The organism is Desulforhopalus sp. (assembly GCA_030247675.1).
Taxonomy (GTDB): domain Bacteria; phylum Desulfobacterota; class Desulfobulbia; order Desulfobulbales; family Desulfocapsaceae; genus Desulforhopalus_A.
The window spans coordinates 1,235,426-1,255,857 of record JAOTRX010000002.1 but is presented as its reverse complement, the minus strand read 5'-3'; the positions used below and the strand labels follow the sequence as shown (position 1 = coordinate 1,255,857).

The 20,432-nt window shown below is 56.3% G+C and carries 17 protein-coding genes; 10 read left to right on the top strand and 7 right to left on the bottom strand.

Annotation, left to right across the window (positions count from 1 at the left end):
- Nucleotides 1–119 precede the first annotated feature (119 nt).
- The 3 genes from OEL83_05500 to OEL83_05490 all read right to left on the bottom strand — a co-directional run bounded on the left by OEL83_05500 (nt 120) and on the right by OEL83_05490 (nt 3,405).
- Nucleotides 120–1,412: a CDP-alcohol phosphatidyltransferase family protein gene (locus OEL83_05500; protein ID MDK9706487.1), complete on the bottom strand. Its 1,293-nt coding sequence runs from the start codon at nt 1,410–1,412 to the stop codon at nt 120–122.
- A 189-nt stretch (nt 1,413–1,601) separates the two neighbouring features.
- Complete coding sequence (locus OEL83_05495) at nt 1,602–2,852, bottom strand: TolC family protein (GenBank protein ID MDK9706486.1); 1,251 nt, start codon at nt 2,850–2,852, stop codon at nt 1,602–1,604.
- A gap of 91 nt (nt 2,853–2,943) precedes the next feature.
- Nucleotides 2,944–3,405 carry a MarR family winged helix-turn-helix transcriptional regulator gene (locus tag OEL83_05490; protein ID MDK9706485.1) on the bottom strand — a complete coding sequence of 154 codons (462 nt, stop codon included), beginning with the start codon at nt 3,403–3,405 and terminating at the stop codon, nt 2,944–2,946.
- Between the two features lie 189 nt (nt 3,406–3,594).
- Between OEL83_05490 and OEL83_05485 the strand changes: the two genes are divergently transcribed.
- Genes OEL83_05485 through OEL83_05475 form a run of 3 tightly spaced genes read left to right on the top strand, consistent with a single transcriptional unit; the run spans nt 3,595 to nt 5,713 of the window.
- On the top strand, nt 3,595–4,179 hold the full coding sequence (locus tag OEL83_05485) for a LemA family protein (GenBank protein MDK9706484.1): 585 nt from the start codon (nt 3,595–3,597) through the stop codon (nt 4,177–4,179).
- Nucleotides 4,180–5,061: a TPM domain-containing protein gene (locus OEL83_05480; protein ID MDK9706483.1), complete on the top strand. Its 882-nt coding sequence runs from the start codon at nt 4,180–4,182 to the stop codon at nt 5,059–5,061.
- A gap of 1 nt (nt 5,062) precedes the next feature.
- Nucleotides 5,063–5,713, top strand: coding sequence for a TPM domain-containing protein (locus OEL83_05475; protein ID MDK9706482.1), 651 nt, complete (start codon nt 5,063–5,065; stop codon nt 5,711–5,713).
- Nucleotides 5,714–5,737: 24 nt separating this feature from the next.
- Here OEL83_05475 and OEL83_05470 read toward each other — a convergent pair whose 3' ends face one another.
- Nucleotides 5,738–6,076, bottom strand: a complete 339-nt coding sequence (locus tag OEL83_05470; GenBank protein ID MDK9706481.1) for a carboxymuconolactone decarboxylase family protein — start codon at nt 6,074–6,076, stop codon at nt 5,738–5,740.
- Between the two features lie 225 nt (nt 6,077–6,301).
- Nucleotides 6,302–8,698 carry a DUF87 domain-containing protein gene (locus tag OEL83_05465; GenBank protein ID MDK9706480.1) on the bottom strand — a complete coding sequence of 799 codons (2,397 nt, stop codon included), beginning with the start codon at nt 8,696–8,698 and terminating at the stop codon, nt 6,302–6,304.
- 405 nt (nt 8,699–9,103) lie between these two features.
- On the opposite strand from OEL83_05465, the gene OEL83_05460 reads away from it, so the two are divergent.
- The 3 genes from OEL83_05460 (at nt 9,104) to OEL83_05450 (ending at nt 12,968) form a co-directional block, all read left to right on the top strand.
- The gene (locus OEL83_05460; protein ID MDK9706479.1) at nt 9,104–9,451 is read left to right on the top strand and encodes a cupin domain-containing protein; all 348 of its coding nucleotides are present in this window, start codon (nt 9,104–9,106) and stop codon (nt 9,449–9,451) included.
- A gap of 4 nt (nt 9,452–9,455) precedes the next feature.
- The gene (locus OEL83_05455; protein ID MDK9706478.1) at nt 9,456–10,097 is read left to right on the top strand and encodes a M23 family metallopeptidase; all 642 of its coding nucleotides are present in this window, start codon (nt 9,456–9,458) and stop codon (nt 10,095–10,097) included.
- A gap of 72 nt (nt 10,098–10,169) precedes the next feature.
- The gene (locus OEL83_05450) at nt 10,170–12,968 is read left to right on the top strand and encodes a cation-translocating P-type ATPase (protein MDK9706477.1); all 2,799 of its coding nucleotides are present in this window, start codon (nt 10,170–10,172) and stop codon (nt 12,966–12,968) included.
- An 80-nt stretch (nt 12,969–13,048) separates the two neighbouring features.
- On the opposite strand, the gene OEL83_05445 is transcribed toward OEL83_05450, so the two are convergent.
- The gene (locus OEL83_05445; GenBank protein ID MDK9706476.1) at nt 13,049–13,825 is read right to left on the bottom strand and encodes an enoyl-CoA hydratase/isomerase family protein; all 777 of its coding nucleotides are present in this window, start codon (nt 13,823–13,825) and stop codon (nt 13,049–13,051) included.
- A 421-nt stretch (nt 13,826–14,246) separates the two neighbouring features.
- Here OEL83_05445 and OEL83_05440 point away from each other — a divergent pair, with 421 nt between their 5' ends.
- From OEL83_05440 to chrA, 4 genes are all read left to right on the top strand, one after another.
- Nucleotides 14,247–15,545 (top strand): citrate synthase, encoded by a 1,299-nt coding sequence (locus tag OEL83_05440; protein MDK9706475.1) that lies wholly within the window; start codon nt 14,247–14,249, stop codon nt 15,543–15,545.
- Between the two features lie 398 nt (nt 15,546–15,943).
- Nucleotides 15,944–16,747 (top strand): 4,5-DOPA dioxygenase extradiol, encoded by an 804-nt coding sequence (gene ygiD, locus OEL83_05435; GenBank protein ID MDK9706474.1) that lies wholly within the window; start codon nt 15,944–15,946, stop codon nt 16,745–16,747.
- A gap of 183 nt (nt 16,748–16,930) precedes the next feature.
- On the top strand, nt 16,931–17,548 hold the full coding sequence (wrbA, locus tag OEL83_05430; GenBank protein MDK9706473.1) for an NAD(P)H:quinone oxidoreductase: 618 nt from the start codon (nt 16,931–16,933) through the stop codon (nt 17,546–17,548).
- A 245-nt stretch (nt 17,549–17,793) separates the two neighbouring features.
- Nucleotides 17,794–18,990, top strand: coding sequence for a chromate efflux transporter (chrA, locus tag OEL83_05425; GenBank protein ID MDK9706472.1), 1,197 nt, complete (start codon nt 17,794–17,796; stop codon nt 18,988–18,990).
- Between the two features lie 95 nt (nt 18,991–19,085).
- Here the strand turns inward: chrA and OEL83_05420 are convergent, their stop codons facing one another.
- Nucleotides 19,086–20,348, bottom strand: a complete 1,263-nt coding sequence (locus OEL83_05420) for a putative sulfate/molybdate transporter (GenBank protein ID MDK9706471.1) — start codon at nt 20,346–20,348, stop codon at nt 19,086–19,088.
- Between the last annotated feature and the right edge of the window lie 84 nt (nt 20,349–20,432).

Here is a 20,432-nt window from a genome sequence, read left to right as displayed (position 1 = left end):
GGTATTGCCTGTCTTCGTATACCACAAAGGCATAAGTTTCGTTTGAGCAGAACAGCTTGCTCAACTCAGCTTTATACTCTGAGGCAACTGCAAACTCCTGCCGCCGCACATTAACAAGATCAGCTATTCGATCCGAGGCATTTCCTCCCGACCACCATATAGGTCAACACGGAAAAAAGAATGAGATACCCGAACATTTGGACATTTTTCGTCTTAATAATAAAGGCAATAACCAAAACCAAAGCGGCGCAGGCAAGAAAAAACATCGGCTTCGGTATCTGTTTGAGAATTACCCGGCCAAAATGGGCAAACCGTACATGGCTGACCATCAAGCCAACGGACAGTATGGCGACAAGCCACAGATAATCCGGCGGCACAACCAGGGCGGCCCCCAGGACAACAAGGGCCCCGGCAGGGCTGGGAAGGCCATTGAAGATACCATAGGGCAGATCAGTGCGCTTCTTGTCAACGGTAACAAAACGAACCAGCCGGTAGGCCACCCCGGCAAAGTAGAGCAGACTTACTCCCCAGGAAATCCATGTCCCGGAGGACAACGCGACAACATAGGCCGGCGAAAGGCCAAAACTGACAAAGTCGGCGATGTCGTCAAGGTAGGGGCCGTACTTGGTACCACCATGCTTCTCAGCCATCCTGCCGTCAAAGAGGTCAAAGAGCTGACCGGCGATTATTGCCAGGATTGCCCAGGCGAAATGGTGGTTATGGGTCAGGATAAGACTAGCCACACCACAGAAGAAATTGAGAGTCGAAAGGATGTCGGCATACAGCCTATTGGGAATAAACTTACAGCCAACCGATGCCACCGACAGGATGATACAGGCAATGACAACCTCATCGCCCATGTCGATAAAACCGGGATTACCATCCAGAAGTGCGCAATAAATAACCAGGGCAAAGCAGATTATAGCTTTGATCTTGCCGAAATTATTGGCCGCCACAGAATAATTGATCATCGACAGAAGGTGCCTGGCGAGAAATTGTCCAGCCAGCTCGACGCCCACCAGAATCCACACCAAATCCGTTGACATAACACCAAGATACGCAAAACCGACCAAGGGCGGCAGATAGGTCAGTTTATCGCATAGGGGATCGAGCCATTCGCCCAGCTTAGTCGTCATATTGCAGCTTCTCGCCACAAGACCATCGACCCCGTCGAGAATTGCCGCATAGGTAAAAATAAAAATAGCGGTTGCCTGATAGCCGGCAAAAAAATACAGGCAAAAACCGAGCATGGCCAGCGCGGCCCGCCAATAGCAAATGGCATTGGGATGCAGAAGCCATTGGTGAGCAACCACATACTCCTGCATTACCGGTCGCCGAATCATCCGGAAAAACCACAGATAAAACCCGGCCCCAAGCGCTGCTGCTATACTAATTACTAATAATCTTTCCATGTTGTTGTATGTTAAGGAGAGTGAAAGGCGGGAAGCGGCAACCTCTTTTCGTCCGAAAAGGCCTACCCGTTTCCCGCCTATTTACCATTTTGCCGGACTACACGCACCAAACTTTGCCCTTCCTCACATCGCAACCGGGAAATTTCCGGGCGCCGCGGCTTTCCCTCAATTTATCAACCGCCTGGGCAATCAAAAGCCACTGACCATGCGAATCAAACGAAAGTGATTGGTAAAAACCGTTCGCATGACCGAGACATAGTTGTACTGCGCACGTGACAGGCTGGTAATCGCGTCAAGCAAATCCGATTCCCGTTGCAGCCCTTCGTCGTATTTGAGTTGGGTTATACGAAGATTCTCCTCGGCCTGTTCGATGGACCGTTTGGCAACCTGGACGTTATCGAGGCTCACCTGCAGGTCAATAAGGAGATTGTCAAGATCGGTAAGGAAACCGTTCTTCACTTCCTGCAGCTCATAGCGCTGAGCGCGTGCCTGCAGCATTGTTTTGGCGATGGTCGCCTCGGTATTGCTGCCCTGGTACAGATTGACCGACATGACCACCTGGGCCCGTAGCTCCTCATCGTCGACGGAACCGTTGCCAGTAAAAAAATCGTCATCATAGCGTTTATAGCTGCCGACCGCATCGACCCTTGGGAAATAGCCGCTCTTGACCCCTTCGACCTGCGCCGAGGTAGCGGCAATGACTGCCTCCAGGGCCTTGATCTCACTTCTCTCCGTCAACATTTTCTCGGCATAAGCGGTCCGGTCGACCAGCGGCGGAAGATTATTGAATTCAGCAAAATCAAGACTTGCCAGATCGATCTCGGCACCTACCTGCCGGGACAGATCGTGGATGCTCTTTTTCAATCCGGCATCGGCGGACTTGAAGGTTATGTCGGCGTTGTCATAATCTACCCGGAACTTCAGCAGTTCGTTTTTACCGATCAAGCCCACCTGGAAACGGCTTTCTCCATCCTTGTATACCTTGCCCAGGGTCTGGAAAGCCGACTCAGCCACCTCGCGGTTGGCCTTGCGCTCAAATACCGCAAGATAGGCAAGGGCAACATTGAGCTGAATGTCTTGGCGAATGCCCTGCAGTTTGTGCTGTTCGACATCCTTGAGCAGCTCGGCTGACTGCACCCCGTATTTATCGCGAAAACCGGCAAAAAGATTGAGGCTTACTCTGCCGAGGGCGACCGAGTTTTCCTTTTGTTCCAACAGGCTGCTTTCATCAAGGGCATTGACGGTATAGGAAAGATCCACCGCCGGATAGTAGCCGCTCCTGGCCCGGATAATCTCCTTTTCGCTTTGTTCGAGGGTGGTCATATACTGCTGAATCACCTCGCGATTCTTGAGGGCCATTGCCTGCATCCCGGCAAGATCAGCGGCTTGGCTGAATGAAGCGCCCAATACCAGGGCTACAACTAGACTCCACAGTTTCATCTGTTCGGCTCCTTTTAAATGTCTATAACAATAGTAAGTAACAAGGGAAAGTTATCAGGGTACTCCGGCAGCAAAAACAACAATCGGTCATTCATGACCTGCCCTTCTCCAAATTATTTCTTTCTGACATCCTCTCGATATTGGCGGTTATCGCCTCAAGCACTGAAAACGCCTCCTGCTGACTTTTATCGCTGATACCACGGATCAGCTCCGCACTCAAGCCTTCAAAAAGGCTCAACACCTCGGTCCGCAACCTATCGCCCTCCGCGGTGAGAAAAACCAGGCTGGAGCGGCGATCCTCCGGGTTCAGGCGGCGAACAATCAGCCCTTTTTTCTGCAGCCGGTCAAGAATTCTGGTGATATTGGCCGGGCTCTTGCTCGACAATGCACAAAGGACATTCTGCGGTCGGCCGGCATCTATTGCCAGTTGCTTGAGCAGCTGCAGCTGTTCAACGGTCAGATCGAAGGTCTTTAACCGCTGATCGGCATAGCTGCGCATGGCCTGGCCGGTAAGGGCGATAAGCCGAAAAAAAGATTCATTGCAGGAACTCATTTATTGCCTCCTTAATATTTAACGAGTCAACAATTTACGCACTTTTCCCGGTTCTGTCAAGCACGGCAAAAATCCGCCATTGGCGGCATTTTATGGACAAATTCCCGAAAAATTACTACCTTGGGGAAGACATATACCAGAACGCTTACCAGGTATTTTCCACTGATCCTTTCCTCCCAAGGAGGCACCATGCGCCACTTCGCCCGACTGATTGTCCTCTTACTCTTCATTCCTCTTTTCGGTGGTTGCGGCTACAACAGCCTGCAGCTTCAAGAAGAGGCGGTATTCAAGGCCTGGGCCGACATCGAAGCGACGCTGCAGCGCCGCGCCGACCTTATCCCCAATCTGGTTGAAACGGTCAAAGGCTATGCCAAACACGAAGCAGGCACCCTGGAAGCGGTGATCAATGCCCGCGCCAAGGCCACATCCATCAAGCTCTCCACCGCCGACCTCGGCAATGCCGCGGTCATGGGCCAATTCCAGGAAGCCCAGGGCGGCCTGAACTCAGCCCTCAGTAAACTCATGGTGGTCGTCGAACAGTATCCTGACCTGAAGGCCAATCAAAATTTCCTCGATCTGCAAAGCCAGCTGGAAGGCACCGAAAACCGCATTAACGTCGCTCGCCAGCGCTACAACAAGGCTGTGGAGGAATTCAACGGGGCAATCCGGGCATTCCCGGCCAGCCTCACTAACAGCATCCTCCTCCACCTCGACCGTAAGGAATATTATAAGGCGGACGAGGCGGCAAAGGTTGCCCCGCAGGTCAAATTTTAGATGGCGGCGCCGAGGTCTTGCGGCAGGCTGCCGGCCTGCCTTGTGCTGATCGTTCTGGGGCTGGCCCTTACCGGCCAGGCAGCCCTGGCAATCGAGGTGCCGAAGCTTATCGCCAGGGTCAATGACTATGCGGCCATCCTGTCGCCTGCGACCAGGCAACAGCTGGAAGACAGCCTCGCCAAGCTGGAACGGGAGGAATCGACCCAGATAGCCGTGCTGACGATCACCTCCCTGCAGGGCGAAGTCCTTGAGGAATTTTCTTTGAAGGTCGCCGAAACCTGGCGCCTCGGGCAAAAGGGCCGCGACAACGGCGCCCTGCTGCTGATCGCCAAAAACGACCGAAAGCTGCGTATCGAGGTTGGCTACGGCCTGGAAGGACGACTTACCGATCTTGCCGCCGGGCGCATTATCCGCGACGTTATTACCCCCCGATTTCGCGAAGGCAATTTTGACCTTGGGGTGAGCGATGGGGTTGCGGCGATGATCTCGGCGGTGCGCGGCGAGTTCAGCTTTTCGACAACCGCCACTACGACCGCCTCGACCTCCATCTCGGCGGATTTTGAGGGCATAGTCGTCTTTCTGGGCTTTGCCTTTTTCGCCCTGGCGCGGATCGCCGGCAAGCACCGCCTGTTTACCGCTTCTCTTGGAGCCATACTGGCCCCGGTTGTCGGCCTGTTCCTTGGTCTTGGCTGGCTGCTGATCCTGGCCTTTATTCCCATAGGCTTCATCGCCGGCTTCCTTGCCAGTTTGTTTTTCAGCAATATGCGTTTTTCCGGCGGCGGCTGGAACTCTTCCTCCGGCGGCTTTTCTTCGGGAGGCGATTCCGGGTTCAGCGGCGGGGGCGGCGGTTTTGGTGGTGGCGGATCCTCAGGGGGATGGTGAGATGGAGAACTTGGCAAAGAATTTTTTAACGAAGGCGGAGCAAGAGCGGGTGAACGCAGCAGTGCGGGAAGTCGAACTGACGACATCCGGGGAAATCGTTCCAATGATCGTTAGCCGCAGCCACGAATATCCCATGGCGGCGATGCTCGGTAGCCTTTTTCTGTCCATCCCAGCCAGCCTCCTCCTCGCCGGGCTGATCGGCCCGTGGCTCTGGCTTGGCCGGGACAGTATGTGGCTGTTTCTTGCGATCTGTCTGGTCAGTTTTACCGCCTGCCATCTCCTGATCAAACGCTCCGGCTGCTTGACCCGCTTTTTTCTTGATCGCCGGGAGGCCGACCGGGAGATACAGGAAGGGGCAATCGCCGCTTTCTACGCCGAAAAACTCCACAAAACCGCCGGTGAAAACGGCATTCTTTTATACATCTCGGTACTGGAACAAAAGGTTTGGATTCTCGCCGATGCCGGCATAAACCAAAAAATCGATCCCAGTCAGTGGCACGGCATAGTCGAAGGTCTCACCGCTGGGATCCGGGATGGAAGGCGTTGCCAGGCCTTATGTGACGCCATCCGCCTGACGGGGCAGATACTGGCAACGCACTTCCCACGGCAGCAAGGCGACCGGGACGAGCTGCACAACCTCATCATCCGCTGAGTACCGGGCGCCTGGCTGCAACCACTATTCCTCGTCGCCGGCCTCCAGGATGTCACGGCTCCAGGAAAGGGCAGCCATAGTTTTGGGAAAGCCGATGGTCGAGATAAGCAGGAGAAGGCTATGGCTGATCTCCTCGGCGGTGGCACCTGCCTTTTGGGCCCTGCGGGTATGGGAATGCACCGAACCTTCCGAGCCTGTCGCCGCGGCGGCCGCCAACTGGATGAGATGGCTGGTCTTTTCGTCAAGGGGACCGGCGCCGCGCACGGTCGTGCCCAGGGCTTCCACCGCCTTTATGACCTTCGGATACTGTTTCTTGATGACATCGTAGGTCTTCTTTCCGGCCTTATTTTTCTTTTTTGCCATTTCACTCTCCTCACTTTTTTATTGTATTCTCCCGGAGTCTCCTTGCAGGAGATTTCCAAGCCTGTGTTTTATTCCTGAAAGACCCACCAGCAGAGGGTCGTCTTTAAAAAAGATACACCATTTTTGCCGAAAAGAAAAAAGGCCCTCTTCGGCTCCCCTCACCTCAGCCCCCTATACCACAAGGGCATAAGTTTCGTATGAGCAGATAAACTGCTCAACTCAGCTTTACACCATCTCCCACAACAGGGCGACCCGGACGTCAAAGATGTCACCGCGACGCGGGCTGATGGTAAAGGTCTCAACCTCGTATTGATCAGGATTATAGGTATCTGCCAGCTCGGCGGCTTTTTGCTCGATCTCGGCGGACAAGGCCTCCAGGGCCTGACGCAATTCCTCTATCTCCTCCTCCGCCCGCTTCACATCGCTCTTCTCCTTGACGACCCGGCCGACGCTGCGCACGCCGGTGGCGGCACGGCCGAGATTGGCGGCGGACAGCGCCTTCCTGCCGAAAAATGCCCCGACCACCGCAACCCCGAAGGAAACCAGCGAATCAGCGGTCTTCGCCTGGACATCAACCTTTTCCTTGTCAAGGCGGTCGAGTGCCCGGTTCAGTTTTTGTTCAAGGCCGGCCTGGCGCACCCGATACTTTTCGCGCAGTTTTTCGACCGCCAGATCCTTCTGCTCGCGCAGATAATCGTTGAAGCGGACCTTGAAATCACCGGGCTTTTCATCCGGTTTCGATTCGAAGTTGCCACCTTTGATCCGGCTCAGCTCCAAGCGGGAGTTCTGGTAGAGATAGTCGCCAAACAACTTGGCGATGGCCTTACCGTCCTTCTGCTGGGCGATGGTTGGCGGCAATGGATAATAGCTGCCGCCACCGGGGGCGTCACTCCGGCAATCATCAAGAGCAAAAGGCATCGGTTCGGCCGCGCCCCAGTCGGTCCGCTGAAAATTCTCATCGAGATACAGACGCAAGCGCGTCTCCCTGACCACATCGATATTCCGGCTGCCGTTAAAAAACCTGATCGATGCCGAGGCAGCCAGCCAGGGCTGAAAGCTTACCTGGTCGGTTACCACATTCTGCAGATGGAAGCGTTGCTCGATGCCCTGGGCAATGATCGGCGGCAAACTGCTCGCGCCAACGCCAACGGAGGCCACTGCGACGGCGGGAATTGCCGGTGCCATCTGGCTTGCCAAGGCCGGCTGGCCTTTCTTTGCTTCCATCAACCTTTTAATATCGTTCTGGGCGATAGGCCCCTTCAGGTAGGACATTGCCCAGCGGGTCTCAAAAAGCAGCGGCTCGTCAAGATGGGCCGAATTGAGAAGGAACTGGCGGCCTTTCATGTCCGACAACAATTTACGCACCTTCTGGACATTGAGCTTGCCGTCGCTTGCCCCGGCGATGCCCTCCACCACCCGGTCCTGGTCCTGACTGGTCTGCAGCCGTCCGACAAACCAGGTGCCGATATTGGCCAGGCCTTTATAGTCAAGATCGACGGGATTCTGGGTGGCGAGAACCACTCCGATGCCATAGGCCCTCGCCTGTTTGAGAAGGAGAAGCATCGGCTTTTTCGACGGCGGATTGGCCGTCGGTGGGAAATAGCCGAAGATCTCGTCCATATACAGGAGGGCCTTCAGCGATGCCGTGCCCTGCTGGCGGCGCATCCAGCCGATGACCTGATTGAGGAGCATGGTGACGAAGAACATCCGCTCGGCATCGCTCAGATGGGCTATGGAGAAGATCGCCGTCCGCGGCGCCCCGTTTTCGCCATAGAGCAGGCGCTGGGCATCAAGCGGCTCACCCTGGGTCCATGCGGCAAAGGTTGGACTGGCCAGGATATTGTTGAGGTTCATGGCCAGGGCCATGCGTTCGGGCTGGGGATAAAAGGTATCAAGGGGGAAGACCCCGACCTTGGTGAACGGCGGGCTGACGATACCGCCGATCAACGTTTCCATGTTCAGGTCCTGGCCCAAGCGCCAAAAGTGTAGAAACAGCGAACTGACCAGGATGTGCTCGCGGCTCTGTAAAGGGTCCCCGGTGATATTGACCAGGGCTAAAAGGCTGGTGGCCGTCGAACTCACCAGGCTGTTGAGGGTATCGATATCGCCCGCCACCTCCGCCGCCGGAGCGGTAAAGCTGCCGAGTACCGACACCGGCACCCCGGCGCTGCTACCGGGGGTGTAGATGGTCAATTCGGTCTTGCTGCGCAGGGCGGCGATGCGCTCCGGGCCCTGGCCCCAGGCGGCAAGTCCGTTCTGCCAGTTCTTGGCGGTTTCGGCGGCATACTGGTCAACACTCATCTCCTTTTTGGCCGCCTCGGCCGGATCGATCCACGGTGCAAAATCGGCGGCGGCGCAGTTCGGAAAAGTCAAGAGTAAGTTCCCCATATCCCCTTTCGGATCGATGACTATCGACGGGATATTGTCCATGATCGCCTCTTCGATCAGGCCGATGCCAAGGCCGGTCTTGCCGCTGCCGGTCATGCCGATGATCACCGCATGGGTGGTCATATCCTTGTTTTTAAAGAGTAAAGGGATCTGCGAGGGCTTACCGCTGCTGAGATCAAGCTCTCGGCCAAGATACAAGAGTCCAAGTTTTTCGTAGGCGAATTGGCCATCCATGGTGTTGACTCCTTTTTGATGATAGCGGGAGGTGCCGGAAGATTTCCGGACCAGCCAGAGCACTGCAAGATCCGGGGCTCCTTAATTATACACTCCTGCCTTGCAACTTGCTTCTAGGAAAATTTCATAAAGGATACCCGGATACTCGGTGAGGCCGAAGAATTCCGGGACAGCATTTTTCATGGAACAGACGACAAACGCTCCCGCTTTCTTGCAGAAAAGAAGAAATCAATATAAAGCTGAGTTGAGCAGTTTGTCTGCTCGTACGAAACGTATGCCCTTGTGGTATAAACACAGGATGAAGGTGAAAGAGCCCATCCCCGGCAAGCGACAAGATCATTACTCATCCCGATGGAGAGCCAGCAAAGCAAATGGTTTATTAATGGAATGATTCAAGGAGATTATATGTTCGGAAAGAAATCAGACAATGGATATACCGAGGTATTGCCCGGCATTAAGATCAAGACCCTGTGCTATGGCAACAGAACCCTGATGACGGAATTTTTGTTGACAAAGGACGCGCTTTTGCCGGAGCATTCCCATGACAATGAACAAATCGGCTACCTGGTAAGTGGCCGGATCAAGCTCTTTATAAACGATGCAGCAAGGGTCGTCCATCCCGGCGACAGTTGGAATGTCCCCGCCAATGCCAAACACCGGGCGGAGATATTGGAGAGTGCCGTTGCCCTGGAGGTTTTCAGCCCGTGTCGCGAGGATTATTTGCAATATGTATTCAAACCGGACATCGAATAGCAGGATGGGCATCGCCAAAGAACCGGATCGAGTGGAGAGGATATTTCTCCTCCTGCTCGCTGCCATCATGTCCGCCATCTGTATTGCCGCATCGCTCGCCCAATCCGCTGAAATCATCTATGTTTTTCCCGTCAGACCCATCGACCGATCGGCTTTTTCTCCTGGCGGTCATGCCTATCCGGGGATAGACATCTTCGGCAAAAAAGACAGTACCTTTGTCGCCCCGGTGTCGGGGGTCATCGAGGACGTGCAAAGGGAGGATGAATGGGATAAAGCTGAGTTGAGCAGCTTGTCTGCTCAAACGAAACGTATGCCCTTGCGGTACAAAAAGGCCGGCGGCCCAGAAATGAAAGGGGGGAGATGGGTCAGCCTCCTCGGGGATGACGGCTTTCGCTATTACGGCAGCCACCTGCAAGGCGTTGCCCACGGTCTGAACATCGGCAGCCGCGTACAAGCGGGAGATGTCCTCGGCTATCTCGGAAACTCGGGAAACGCCAAGGACACGCCGATCCATCTCCATTTCGGCATCTCGTCCGCGTCGACCCCCTACTCGTGGCAAACTCGACGGGGGGAGATTGAACCCTATCCTTTTTTAACATGCATTATCAAAAAAGGCTGCAACCCAGGAAAGATGCTCCACCGCTAGCGGATTGGGATAGAGCCGGATACCGCCCAGTCTCCCGCACGAGCACTTCTTGAATAGAGAGAAATGACCAGGATGAGCCAACAAGACCTCGAGTTAGCGTATCAGCAGCCGGCAGAAAAGGTTCTCGGCAGCCTCGGCACAGATCCGCAAGGCGGCCTCAGCCAGGTGGTGGCACGAAAAAGGCTCGAACAGTACGGCAGAAACGAACTGATCGCCGAAAAACCGATAGCGGAGTGGCGGAAGTTCCTCTCCCAGTTTCAAGACAAGCTTGTTATCCTTCTCCTTGTTGCGACCCTCATCTCAGCCGGGCTGTGGTTCTACGAGCGCGATTCGGCATTGCCCTACGAGGCAATTGCGATCTTTGCCATCGTCCTCCTCAACGCCATCATGGGCTACATTCAGCAATCACGTGCCGAGAAGGCGGTGACGGCTCTGCGAAAAATGGCGGCGGCCCAGGCCAAGGTCATTCGGGGTGGCGCCCGTCTGAGCATCCCGGCGAGCGAGGTTGTCCCCGGCGACCTTCTCCTCGTTGAGGAAGGCGACACCATTGCCGCCGACGCGCGGCTGACCCAATCAATCGCCCTGCAAACGGCCGAGGCGGCTCTGACCGGCGAGAGCCTCCCGGTGTTGAAGGATACCCTGCCGATTGCCGGCGAGGCAGGGCTTGGTGATCGCCACAATATGGTCTTCAGCGGAACGACGGCGACCTACGGGCGCGGCCTGGCCGTGGTTGTGGCCACGGGGATGCAAACCCAGATGGGACGCATTGCCGCGATGCTCAAAGCCGCTCCGGCCGAGGCCACACCGCTGCAAAAAGAACTCGACCGCCTGGGCAGGATCCTCGGCATCATCGTCATGGTCATTGCCCTGGTAATGATCGCCACCATCCTTTTGGTTGAGGAAGTCCATGGTTTCTCGGCGATATTCGACGTCCTCATCTTAGGGGTGGCCCTTGCCGTCGCGGCGGTTCCAGAAGGTCTGCCGGCGGTGGTTACCGCTGTCCTGTCCATAGGTGTCCAGCGCCTGGCCAAGCGCAATTCCATTATCCGGCACCTCGCGGCGGTGGAAACCCTCGGTTCGGCCGATATCATCGCCTCCGACAAAACCGGCACCCTGACCAAGAACGAGATGACCGTGCGCATGATTGCCACCGCTAGCGGACGGATCAGTTTCGGCGGCACCGGTTACCGGCCCGAGGGCGAGGTCCTCGGTGAGGATGGCCAACCACTTGATGCACGACTCCGTTTCGAGCTGCTGCGCGCCCTGGCGGTGGCCGACCGGGCCAATAACGCGGCCCTGCAGGAACACGATGGCCAATGGACGGTGCAGGGCGACCCTACGGAAGGGGCACTATGCGTCGCGGCCCGCAAGGCCGGACTTCTGACGGCCGACCTCGATCACCGGGTACAGCGGATCGGCGAAGTGCCGTTTTCCTCCAATCGCAAACTGATGAGTACCATTCATATCGACACGGCGGAGGACGAGGATGTGCTGGTCTTTACCAAAGGGGCGCCGGACATACTGCTTGCCAGGTGCTCCCGGGAACTTGCCGGTGAAACGCCGAGGCCATTGACGACAGAGCGCCGCGCCGAGATCCTGCGCGTCAATGAGGACCTGGCCGGAGATGCCCTGCGCACCCTCGGGGTCGCCATGCGCTCCTTGCCCCGTGCCGCCTTAACCGGCAAGGAGGTTGACGAGGGTCTCGAAAACGATCTGATCTTCCTCGGTCTGATCGGCATGATCGACCCGCCGCGCGATGAAGCGAAGGACGCCGTTGCCAGGGCAAGAACCGCCGGGATCCGTTCGCTTATGATCACCGGCGACCACCCGAAAACCGCCGCGGTCATTGCCGGGGAACTGGGTATCGCCGCCGATGGCCGGGCCGTCACCGGTGCCGAACTCGACGAGATGAGCGACGAGATCCTTCTGCGAACGCTTCAGGAGGTATCGGTTTACGCACGTGTCAATCCAGAGCATAAACTGCGCATCGTCCAGGCGCTGAAACGCCTTGGCGCAACGGTGGCGATGACGGGGGACGGGGTCAACGACGCCCCCGCCCTGAAGACCGCCCATATCGGCATAGCCATGGGCATAACCGGGACCGATGTGTCGAAAGAAGCCGCCGCCATGATCCTGGCCGACGACAACTTTGCCACCATTGTCGCCGCCGTCGAAGAAGGCCGGGCGATCTTTGCCAACATCCGCAAATTCCTCCGCTATCTGCTGTCGTCGAACATCGGCGAGGTGATAACCATGTTTTTCGGGGTGCTCCTGGCCGGCATCCTCGGTCTGGCTCCGGGCGAAGGCGGGGCAATCGTCCTGCCGCTCCTGGCGACACAGATTCTCTGGGTCAACTTCGTCACCGATGGGGCGCCGGCACTGGCACTCGGCCTTGATCCGGCGGAGGCGAGAGGTATGCGAAAACCACCGCGGCCGCACGATGAGGGGGCAATTACCCATAGCATGTGGGTGGGCATCGTCTTCGTCGGTATGCTGATGGCGGCGGGGACCCTGTTCGTCCTCGATGCCAGCCTGCCCGGCGGCTTGATTGAAGGCTCGGGGACGATGCGCTATGCCCAGACCATGGCCTTTACCACCCTGGTCTTTCAGCAGCTGTTTAACGTTTTCAATGCCCGTTCCGACGAACAGAGCGCCTTTGTCGGGTTGTTTGCCAATAAGCTGTTATGGGCAACGATCCTCCTGTCGGTCTCACTGCAGGTGGCGGTTGTCCATACCCCCTTTCTGCAACAGGCCTTTTCCACCACCAGCCTGAGTCTTGGCGACTGGCTTATCTGCGCGGCGGTTGCCAGCTCGGTGCTGTGGCTGCGCGAGCTGATGAAATTGATTGTCCGCCGGGCTCGCCGGAGATAGCTGGCGTTTACAGGATACAGCTGAGTTGAGCAGCTAGCCTGCTCCAACGAAACCTGCCCCCTATGGGATACGCACCAGCTCTAGCGTAAGGTCCACCGCGGATTTCGTTTTTCCAAAAAGGCTGCTACCCCCTCCTTTGCATCGTCGGTGGTGCAGAGTCGTGCAAAGGCCTCGTTCATAAACTGGAATTGCCTTTGATAGTCCATATCCTCAGACTGATAGAAGGCACTTTTGGCGATTTGTACGGCAAGCGGACTGCGCTGGGCCAAATCTTTCGCCCAATTGAAAGCGACCTCGTCAAGCTCTTCGTGGGCAACGACCTTATTTATCAGCCCAAGCTCCAGTGCTTCCTGGGCCTTCAGAAGATTTCCGTAAAGGAGCAACTCCAGGGCTTTTTTTCGCCCCACACAGCGCGCTACGGGAATGATCGGGCCAACACAATTAAGACCGACATTGATTGCCGTAAGCCCCATCTTTACCCGCTCCGAGGCAATAACCAAATCGGCTGCCGCCGCAAGTCCCATGCCATTGGCGGTGGCAACCCCCTGCAACTGAGCGATGACCGGTTTTTTCATGGTGGACATGACCACCAAGGGATTTTCCATCCACTCAATCCACTCCCGGTACTGTATCGCCGACTTGCCGGCAAGTTCATTGACATCGATCCCGGCGCAGAAGGCCCGTCCGGAGCTTTTCAAGAGGATAACACGGACGCTGTCATTGGCCTCCATGGCCAGAAGTGCCGCATGCAGTTCGCCGGCCATCTGGCTGTTAAAGGTATTGAGCTGCTCCGGACGATTGAGGGTTAGTATTCCCACATGGCTTTCTGTTACTTCCACAAGAACTGTGTCATGCATAATGAAACACCTCCAGAATTATGGGTTAATTGCCTTTCATTATCAAATCACCCTTTACCACTCGGCGTATTGCTAGCCCTGCCATACGCCATACTCAAAAAGACGGTAAAGGCCTCGTCTCCCCACCTTGACAAGCAACTGGCTCTTGGTAAAACCTTACTCAGTTTGACCTGGCAATGGAACTCCTAATCGCCGATCTTGCGGCAAATCTTCCCCTCCTCCGCAGCCGCCAGCCGTTCATCTCTCGTCGTCCGTCAAAGATGGCAACGACGGCGCAAGCAAGCACTGATGCCAGTGTAATGCACCGCAGCTGCGAGCCACAACCCGCCTGCTGCGAGCAACACCTGGTTAAAGAATTGCAATTACTGATTGCGTATTGGCGGTTTGCCGGTAATAATTGCCGAAAAAAGGAGGAATATCAATGCCCAAACAAACCGCACAATTGACTATCGACGGCAAGGTCTACGAACTGCCGATTGTTGAGAGCACCACCGGAGAAAAGGCCCTGGATATCCGGTCATTACTGAAAACAACCGGCTACATCACCCTCGACAGCGGCTACATGAACACCGGTTCCTGTGAATCGCAGATCACCTATCTGGACGGTGACAAGGGCATCCTCAGATACCGCGGCTACGACATCGCCGAGCTGGCCGAGAACTGTGTGTTCATCGAGGTTGCCTACCTGCTGCTGACCGGCGAGCTGCCGACCAAGAAAGAACTTGATCTCTTCAAGTACGACATGACCAGGTACGCCCTGATCCATGAGGACATGATCCATTTTTTCGATCATTTTCCCCCCAACTCCTCGCCGATGTCGATTCTGTCGACGATGGTCGGCTCACTGCACGACTTCTATCCGGAGATGGACAGCGAAGAAGACCCCTACGGCGGCATCACCACCACCACCGCCCGCCTGCTGTCAAAGATCCGCACCATCGCCGCCTTCTCCTACAAGAAGAACATCGGCCACCCCCTCGTCTACCCGCGGCCGGACCTGAGCTACTGCGCAAACTTTTTGAACATGATGTTCGACCGGCCGAATATGCCCTACAACATCGAACCGGTGAACGTCATCGCCCTGAACAAGCTGCTCATCCTCCACGCCGACCACGAACAGAACTGCTCGACCTCGACGGTGCGCCTGGTCGGCAGCGCCGGGGTCCGCCTCTATCCCTCGATTTCCGCGGGCATCAGCGCCCTCTGGGGCCCGCTGCACGGTGGCGCCAACGTCGCGGTCATGAGGATGCTCGAAAAGATCTACCGCGACGGCATGAATTACGATAAGTATATCGCCATGGCCAAGGACCCGAACAATCCGTACCGGCTCACCGGTTTCGGCCATCGTGTTTACAAGACCTACGACCCGCGGGCAACCCTTATCAAGGAGGTCTGCGAGGCCGTCCTCTCCACCCTCAATGTCACCGATCCCCTGCTGGATGTGGCGCGGGAACTGGAGTACCGGGTCAGCAAGGACGACTACTTCGTGTCCCGCAACCTCTATCCGAATGTCGACTTCTACTCCGGCATCATTTACCGGGCCATGGGCATCCCCACCAACATGTTCACCGTCATGTTTGCCCTCGGCCGCCTGCCGGGCTGGATCGCCCAGTGGCAGGAGATGAACTCCAGCAAGGAAAGCAGCCGGATTGGCCGTCCGCGCCAGATCTATAACGGTATTGTAAACCGCCCCTTCCTGAAGATCGACGACCGAGGCTAAAGCTGAGTTGAGCAGCTTGTCTGCTCGTAGGAAACTTATGCCCTTGCGGTATAAAGCTGAGTTAAGCAACTTGTTTGCTCAAACGAAACTTATGCCCTTGCGGTATAAGTCCTGAGTTGTCATTACTCGGCCCAGCAGCCTCTGGGAGAAAGCATTCCCTCGGGGCTGCTGGGTATCGGCAGCATGCCGCAGAACAGCAGATGCGGCGCCCTTGGTCAAGAAAAAGCATAATACCCTGGCTTAGCACCCTGAGATGCTTATAGTGGCACTACGGTGACGCCCGGCATTTCCCGGACCCACTGCTATGTGCCCTTATCCGCCCGGAGGCTTAATGACTGCAGAGCACGGCCTCCGTGTTTTGACAGCCAACTCCCGACAGCCAAAAAGCAAATACCCTCATGGAAAAAAAAGAAGAATACACCAACAAAAAGCTGATGCCTGCTATCTTTTTTGGCCATGGCAATCCAATGAACGCCATCGCCAAGAATAGCTTCACCAAAGGATGGGCGGCGGTTGGAATGTCAATCCCGAGACCCAAGGCGGTGCTCGCTATATCCGCCCACTGGTATTTACCCGGTTGCGCGGTGACCATAAGCCCCAGACCGAAAACCATCCATGATTTTCGCGGTTTCCCTGTGGAACTGCACCAGGAGGAGTACCCGGCGCCCGGCAGCCCCGAGCTCGCCATGCAGGTCAGGGAACTGCTTGCCCCCGTACCGGTGAAACTCGATGAGGGCTGGGGCCTCGACCACGGGACCTGGTCGGTGCTGACCCATGTCTTTCCGGAAGCCGATGTGCCTGTCGTCCAGCTGAGTATAGACTCAACAAAACCACCGGCCTTCCACTACGAGGTGGGGAAAAGGCTGGCAAGTCTGCGCGAGGAAGGTGTTCTCGTCATTGGCAGCGGCAATATCGTCCACAAATTATCCGTCTATGTATGGGGAAATCAGGCCAGCATCGCCTTCGATTGGGGCGTGCGTTTTGAAAACACTATCCGCGGTTTGTTGCAAAAGGGCGACGATGCCCAGATTGTCGCCTATGACGAACTGGGCGATGATGCCATGCAATCGGCGCCGACGCCGGAACATTTTCTGCCCTTGCTGTATATCCTCGCCCTGCGCCGGCCAGGCGAACCGGTGACCTTCCCGGTTGAGGGTTTTGATGGCGGGGCGGTGTCCATGCTGGCGGTGCGGATGGGTTAAGGAAGTCCTATCCAGCGGAGAACTGAAAGACAGATCGTGAAAACCGATGAAGCATAAAGATAGAGGTACTTGGGGGAATAATGAAACCCTGACATACCGGCGGCAGATCCGAGCCAGGGCAGGTCAGCAGGCGCTTGCCGGATCATCGATACCAAGAACAGCTTACTGCACAAGGAGACGATCATGGCCAAAATCTTAGTTGTCTATTACAGCATGTACACCCATATCCATCAAATGGCCGAGGCAATCGCCGCTGGGGTCCGCGAAGTGCCGGGCTGCGAAGTCACTCTCAAGCGGGTACCGGAGACCTTGCCCGCCGACGTCCTCAAGGCGATGGGCGCCGAGGGCGCGCAAAAGAGCATGGAACATATCCCCTTTGCCACCGTTGACGATCTTGCCGCGGCGGATGGAATCATCTTCGGCACCCCGACCCGGTTCGGCAATATGTGCGGCCAAATGCGGCAATTCCTTGATGCCACCGGTGGACTGTGGGCAAAAGGCGCCCTGGTTGGCAAAGTTGGCAGTGTTTTCACCAGCACCGGCACCCAGCACGGTGGCCAGGAATCAACCATCCTCAGCTTCCATACCACCCTTCTCCATCACGGCCTGGTGGTGGTAGGCCTGCCCTATGCCTTTGCCGGCCAGATGGACAACAGTGCCATCACCGGCGGCTCGCCTTATGGGGCCTCGACTATCGCCGGCACCCAAGGGGAGAGGACACCCACCGCCAACGATTTGGCCGGGGCCCGCTATCAAGGCGCGCACGTCGCCAAGATTGCCAAGAAACTCTGCGGGAATTGAGACTGCGGCTCAGCGCAGTGTTCTTGTCGCGGGGACACCTTGTCCCCGCTTCCGGTCCGCAGCGTGCAGCAACCGGCTACGACACCCCGTTAGGCAGGCCTTTTTACCCTAACGGTCACTCTCTCTAAAAACCGCACAAGCCCATTGCTAATTTGACGGCACCCGAGTATACATGTTTTGTGTTTATGCTCATTAGTCTGCTTTGTCATCACTTTCCGCTAACCTCATAACCTTTCCAGGTCACCATGGGCAACGCAGCACCAGCCGGTCCCGGCCAGCCGAATACCCCGCGCCATGCCGGCAAGCTGTTTCTCGCCTTTCTGCGCCTCGGCCTGAGTGCCTTTGGCGGGCCGGCGATGGTGGCCTATATCAAGGACCTGGCAGTTCAAAAGAATGCGTGGGTGAGCGAGGAATCGTTCAAGCAGGGAGTGGCCATCTGCCAGCTTATACCAGGGGCAACGGCGATGCAGGTTGCGGCCTATGTCGGCCTGCGTGCGAGTGGCCCCTTGGGCGCAATCGCCGCCTATGCCGGATTTGCCATCCCGGCCTTTCTGCTCATGGTGGTCCTGACGGCTCTGTACCAGAGGGCCCACGACCTGCCGGCGGTAATTTCGATCTTCCAGGGCCTGCAGGTGATCGTCATTGCCCTGTTGGCCAATGCGACTGTCGGTTTTGGTCAAAGCACCATCAAAAAATGGCAGGATATCATTCTGGGACTTGGGATAACCGCCTACCTCCTCATGCACGGCAGTCCGGTTCTGGCGATCCTCGCTTCGGCAATTTGCGGGCTTTTTCTCTCCAAAAACCAGCAGACCTCTTCCGGAAAGGCCCCGACCCCGGATTCATCTCCCCTCCTGGCGCCTTTGACGACGCCGATACTCCTGACCCTGGCCTATCTTGCCGGCCTGGCACTGTTATATTGCACTAGCCGGCAGCTTTTCGAGCTGTCGCTTGTCATGGCCAAGGTTGACCTTCTCGCCTTTGGCGGCGGATACGGCTCCGTCCCGCTGATGTTTGATGAGGTGGTAGGGGTGCGGCAATGGCTTGCCGGCAAAACCTTTATGGATGGTATCGCCCTCGGTCAGGTCACTCCTGGGCCGATCGTCATTACCGCAACCTTTGTCGGCTACCTCATGGCCTCCCTGCCGGGCGCCCTGGTCGGCACCCTCAGCATCTTCACCCCTTCGCTGATCATGCTGACCGCAGCTGTCCCCTATTTTGACAGGATACGGCACAACGGCCTTTTCCAGCGGGGAATGCACGGTATCCTGGTGTCCTTCGTCGGCCTGCTCCTGTCGGTGACGATCCGCTTCATCCTCACCCTGTCCTGGGGTGTGCCGCAGATACTCCTGGTGACCCTGGCCTTTTTGGCCCTGCGGATGAAGGTCGATATCCTGTGGGTGGTTTTTGCCGGAGGAATACTCTCTTGGTTGTTTCTTTAGGATGGTTCCTTTACCGGAATTGCCGCAAGGATCGCCGACGGTCGCGGCAGGGACCAGCAGCATTGGCCCTGGTCTCTGCCGCCCGGCAAACCTGATTAAATCTTGATTTTCATCTTTTTAATAAAATAGTCAGCGGCAATGCCGACACCAAAGGCCCAGCCCATATTAGGCACGGCCAGGGCGATTCCGGCAATGAGAAGGGCAACAAAATATTCCTCATTGGTCTTCAGGCTCTTCAACAGCGGACACAGCTCCAGGCCGGCAAAAACCAGCAAGACCCCCAATACCGACTGGGGAATAATCGCCAGGAGAGAAAAACCAAGTTCTCCCAGCACCAGGGCGATGATGACAAAAAATATGCCAATCATGATTGGCGCACCGCCGGTTCTCGCGCCGAAACGGAAATGCGCTGCCAAGCCACCGGTACCATGGCACATCGGTACCACCCCGAAGAACCCGGCGGGAAGATTCATCATACCCATGGAAAAGGCGAATTTCCCAGCCTTGGCCTTGGCAAGATGATGATTGCCGGTAAAGAGATTGGTGCAGGTATCAGCAGTTCCGACACAGGCATTACCGATGGTCAGCGGCACCTGCGGCAGGATGAGCATTATCAGGGCGGTCCAGTAATCGCCCATACTGGGGGTGACGAAGCGAATGTCGGTAGGTCCGAGGGACAGCTTCAGCATTTCAAAACCACCCAAAGAAAGTCCGGAAACGATGCCAACCGCAAGGGCGACGAGGGCCGCCGGGAAGCGTTTATTATCAAGAAGCAGCAGCACCAGGCCAAAGGTCACGATGCCGATGATGAGATTCACCGGCAGCCCGGAGAAGCTGCCCTGCGCCCCGGACATGAAGATGTCTTTATGGATGATGAGTTCGATACCCTTTTTCAGAAAAATCAACCCGAGTGTCAGCTGGATGCCGCGGACAACCGCCTGGGAAAAAAGCTTGGCAATCTGGTCGATCATCCCCGATAGGGAGAGCACCAGCAGGAAGGCGCCGAAGATGATCCCCGAGGCGCCGATTACCGATTCGGTAATGACAGCCGGATAGGCGATTGCAATGGCCCCCACCGCCTTCAAAGGCTGGACCGGTATAGGCAGGCGGTAATAATAACCGGCGGCGATGTAGAAGAGTCCGAAGGCCAGAAAAACCGCGGACGAACTCAATTTATTGATAAAGATCATGGCGACGACTATTGGCAACAAGGTACCCAGGTCGCCAAAGGCGCCGGCCAGCTCAACACGGTCGAAGCGAAGCTGCCGGGATTCCGCAGCACCTTTGCCGGCCTCATGTTGCGAGGAGACGTCCTTCCCGTGCGGGTCAAGTTTCTCGTCGGTATGTTTTGTATGCATCACAGACACCTCTCTTTGCCATTAAAGGAGTTCCACCGATCTCAGCCAGCGCAGTCATTAACACGACTATCATATTATTCGTGA

Excerpts from the sequence above, each read along its gene's own strand:
- OEL83_05500 (MDK9706487.1), bottom strand. The coding sequence starts at position 1,412 with ATGGAAAGATTATTAGTAATTAGTATAGCAGCAGCGCTTGGGGCCGGG.
- OEL83_05495 (MDK9706486.1), bottom strand. The coding sequence starts at position 2,852 with ATGAAACTGTGGAGTCTAGTTGTAGCCCTGGTATTGGGCGCTTCATTC.
- OEL83_05490 (MDK9706485.1), bottom strand. The coding sequence starts at position 3,405 with ATGAGTTCCTGCAATGAATCTTTTTTTCGGCTTATCGCCCTTACCGGC.
- OEL83_05485 (MDK9706484.1), top strand. The coding sequence starts at position 3,595 with ATGCGCCACTTCGCCCGACTGATTGTCCTCTTACTCTTCATTCCTCTT.
- OEL83_05480 (MDK9706483.1), top strand. The coding sequence starts at position 4,180 with ATGGCGGCGCCGAGGTCTTGCGGCAGGCTGCCGGCCTGCCTTGTGCTG.
- OEL83_05475 (MDK9706482.1), top strand. The coding sequence starts at position 5,063 with ATGGAGAACTTGGCAAAGAATTTTTTAACGAAGGCGGAGCAAGAGCGG.
- OEL83_05470 (MDK9706481.1), bottom strand. The coding sequence starts at position 6,076 with ATGGCAAAAAAGAAAAATAAGGCCGGAAAGAAGACCTACGATGTCATC.
- OEL83_05465 (MDK9706480.1), bottom strand. The coding sequence starts at position 8,698 with ATGGATGGCCAATTCGCCTACGAAAAACTTGGACTCTTGTATCTTGGC.
- OEL83_05460 (MDK9706479.1), top strand. The coding sequence starts at position 9,104 with ATGTTCGGAAAGAAATCAGACAATGGATATACCGAGGTATTGCCCGGC.
- OEL83_05455 (MDK9706478.1), top strand. The coding sequence starts at position 9,456 with ATGGGCATCGCCAAAGAACCGGATCGAGTGGAGAGGATATTTCTCCTC.
- OEL83_05450 (MDK9706477.1), top strand. The coding sequence starts at position 10,170 with ATGAGCCAACAAGACCTCGAGTTAGCGTATCAGCAGCCGGCAGAAAAG.
- OEL83_05445 (MDK9706476.1), bottom strand. The coding sequence starts at position 13,825 with ATGCATGACACAGTTCTTGTGGAAGTAACAGAAAGCCATGTGGGAATA.
- OEL83_05440 (MDK9706475.1), top strand. The coding sequence starts at position 14,247 with ATGCCCAAACAAACCGCACAATTGACTATCGACGGCAAGGTCTACGAA.
- ygiD (MDK9706474.1), top strand. The coding sequence starts at position 15,944 with ATGGAAAAAAAAGAAGAATACACCAACAAAAAGCTGATGCCTGCTATC.
- wrbA (MDK9706473.1), top strand. The coding sequence starts at position 16,931 with ATGGCCAAAATCTTAGTTGTCTATTACAGCATGTACACCCATATCCAT.
- chrA (MDK9706472.1), top strand. The coding sequence starts at position 17,794 with ATGGGCAACGCAGCACCAGCCGGTCCCGGCCAGCCGAATACCCCGCGC.
- OEL83_05420 (MDK9706471.1), bottom strand. The coding sequence starts at position 20,348 with ATGCATACAAAACATACCGACGAGAAACTTGACCCGCACGGGAAGGAC.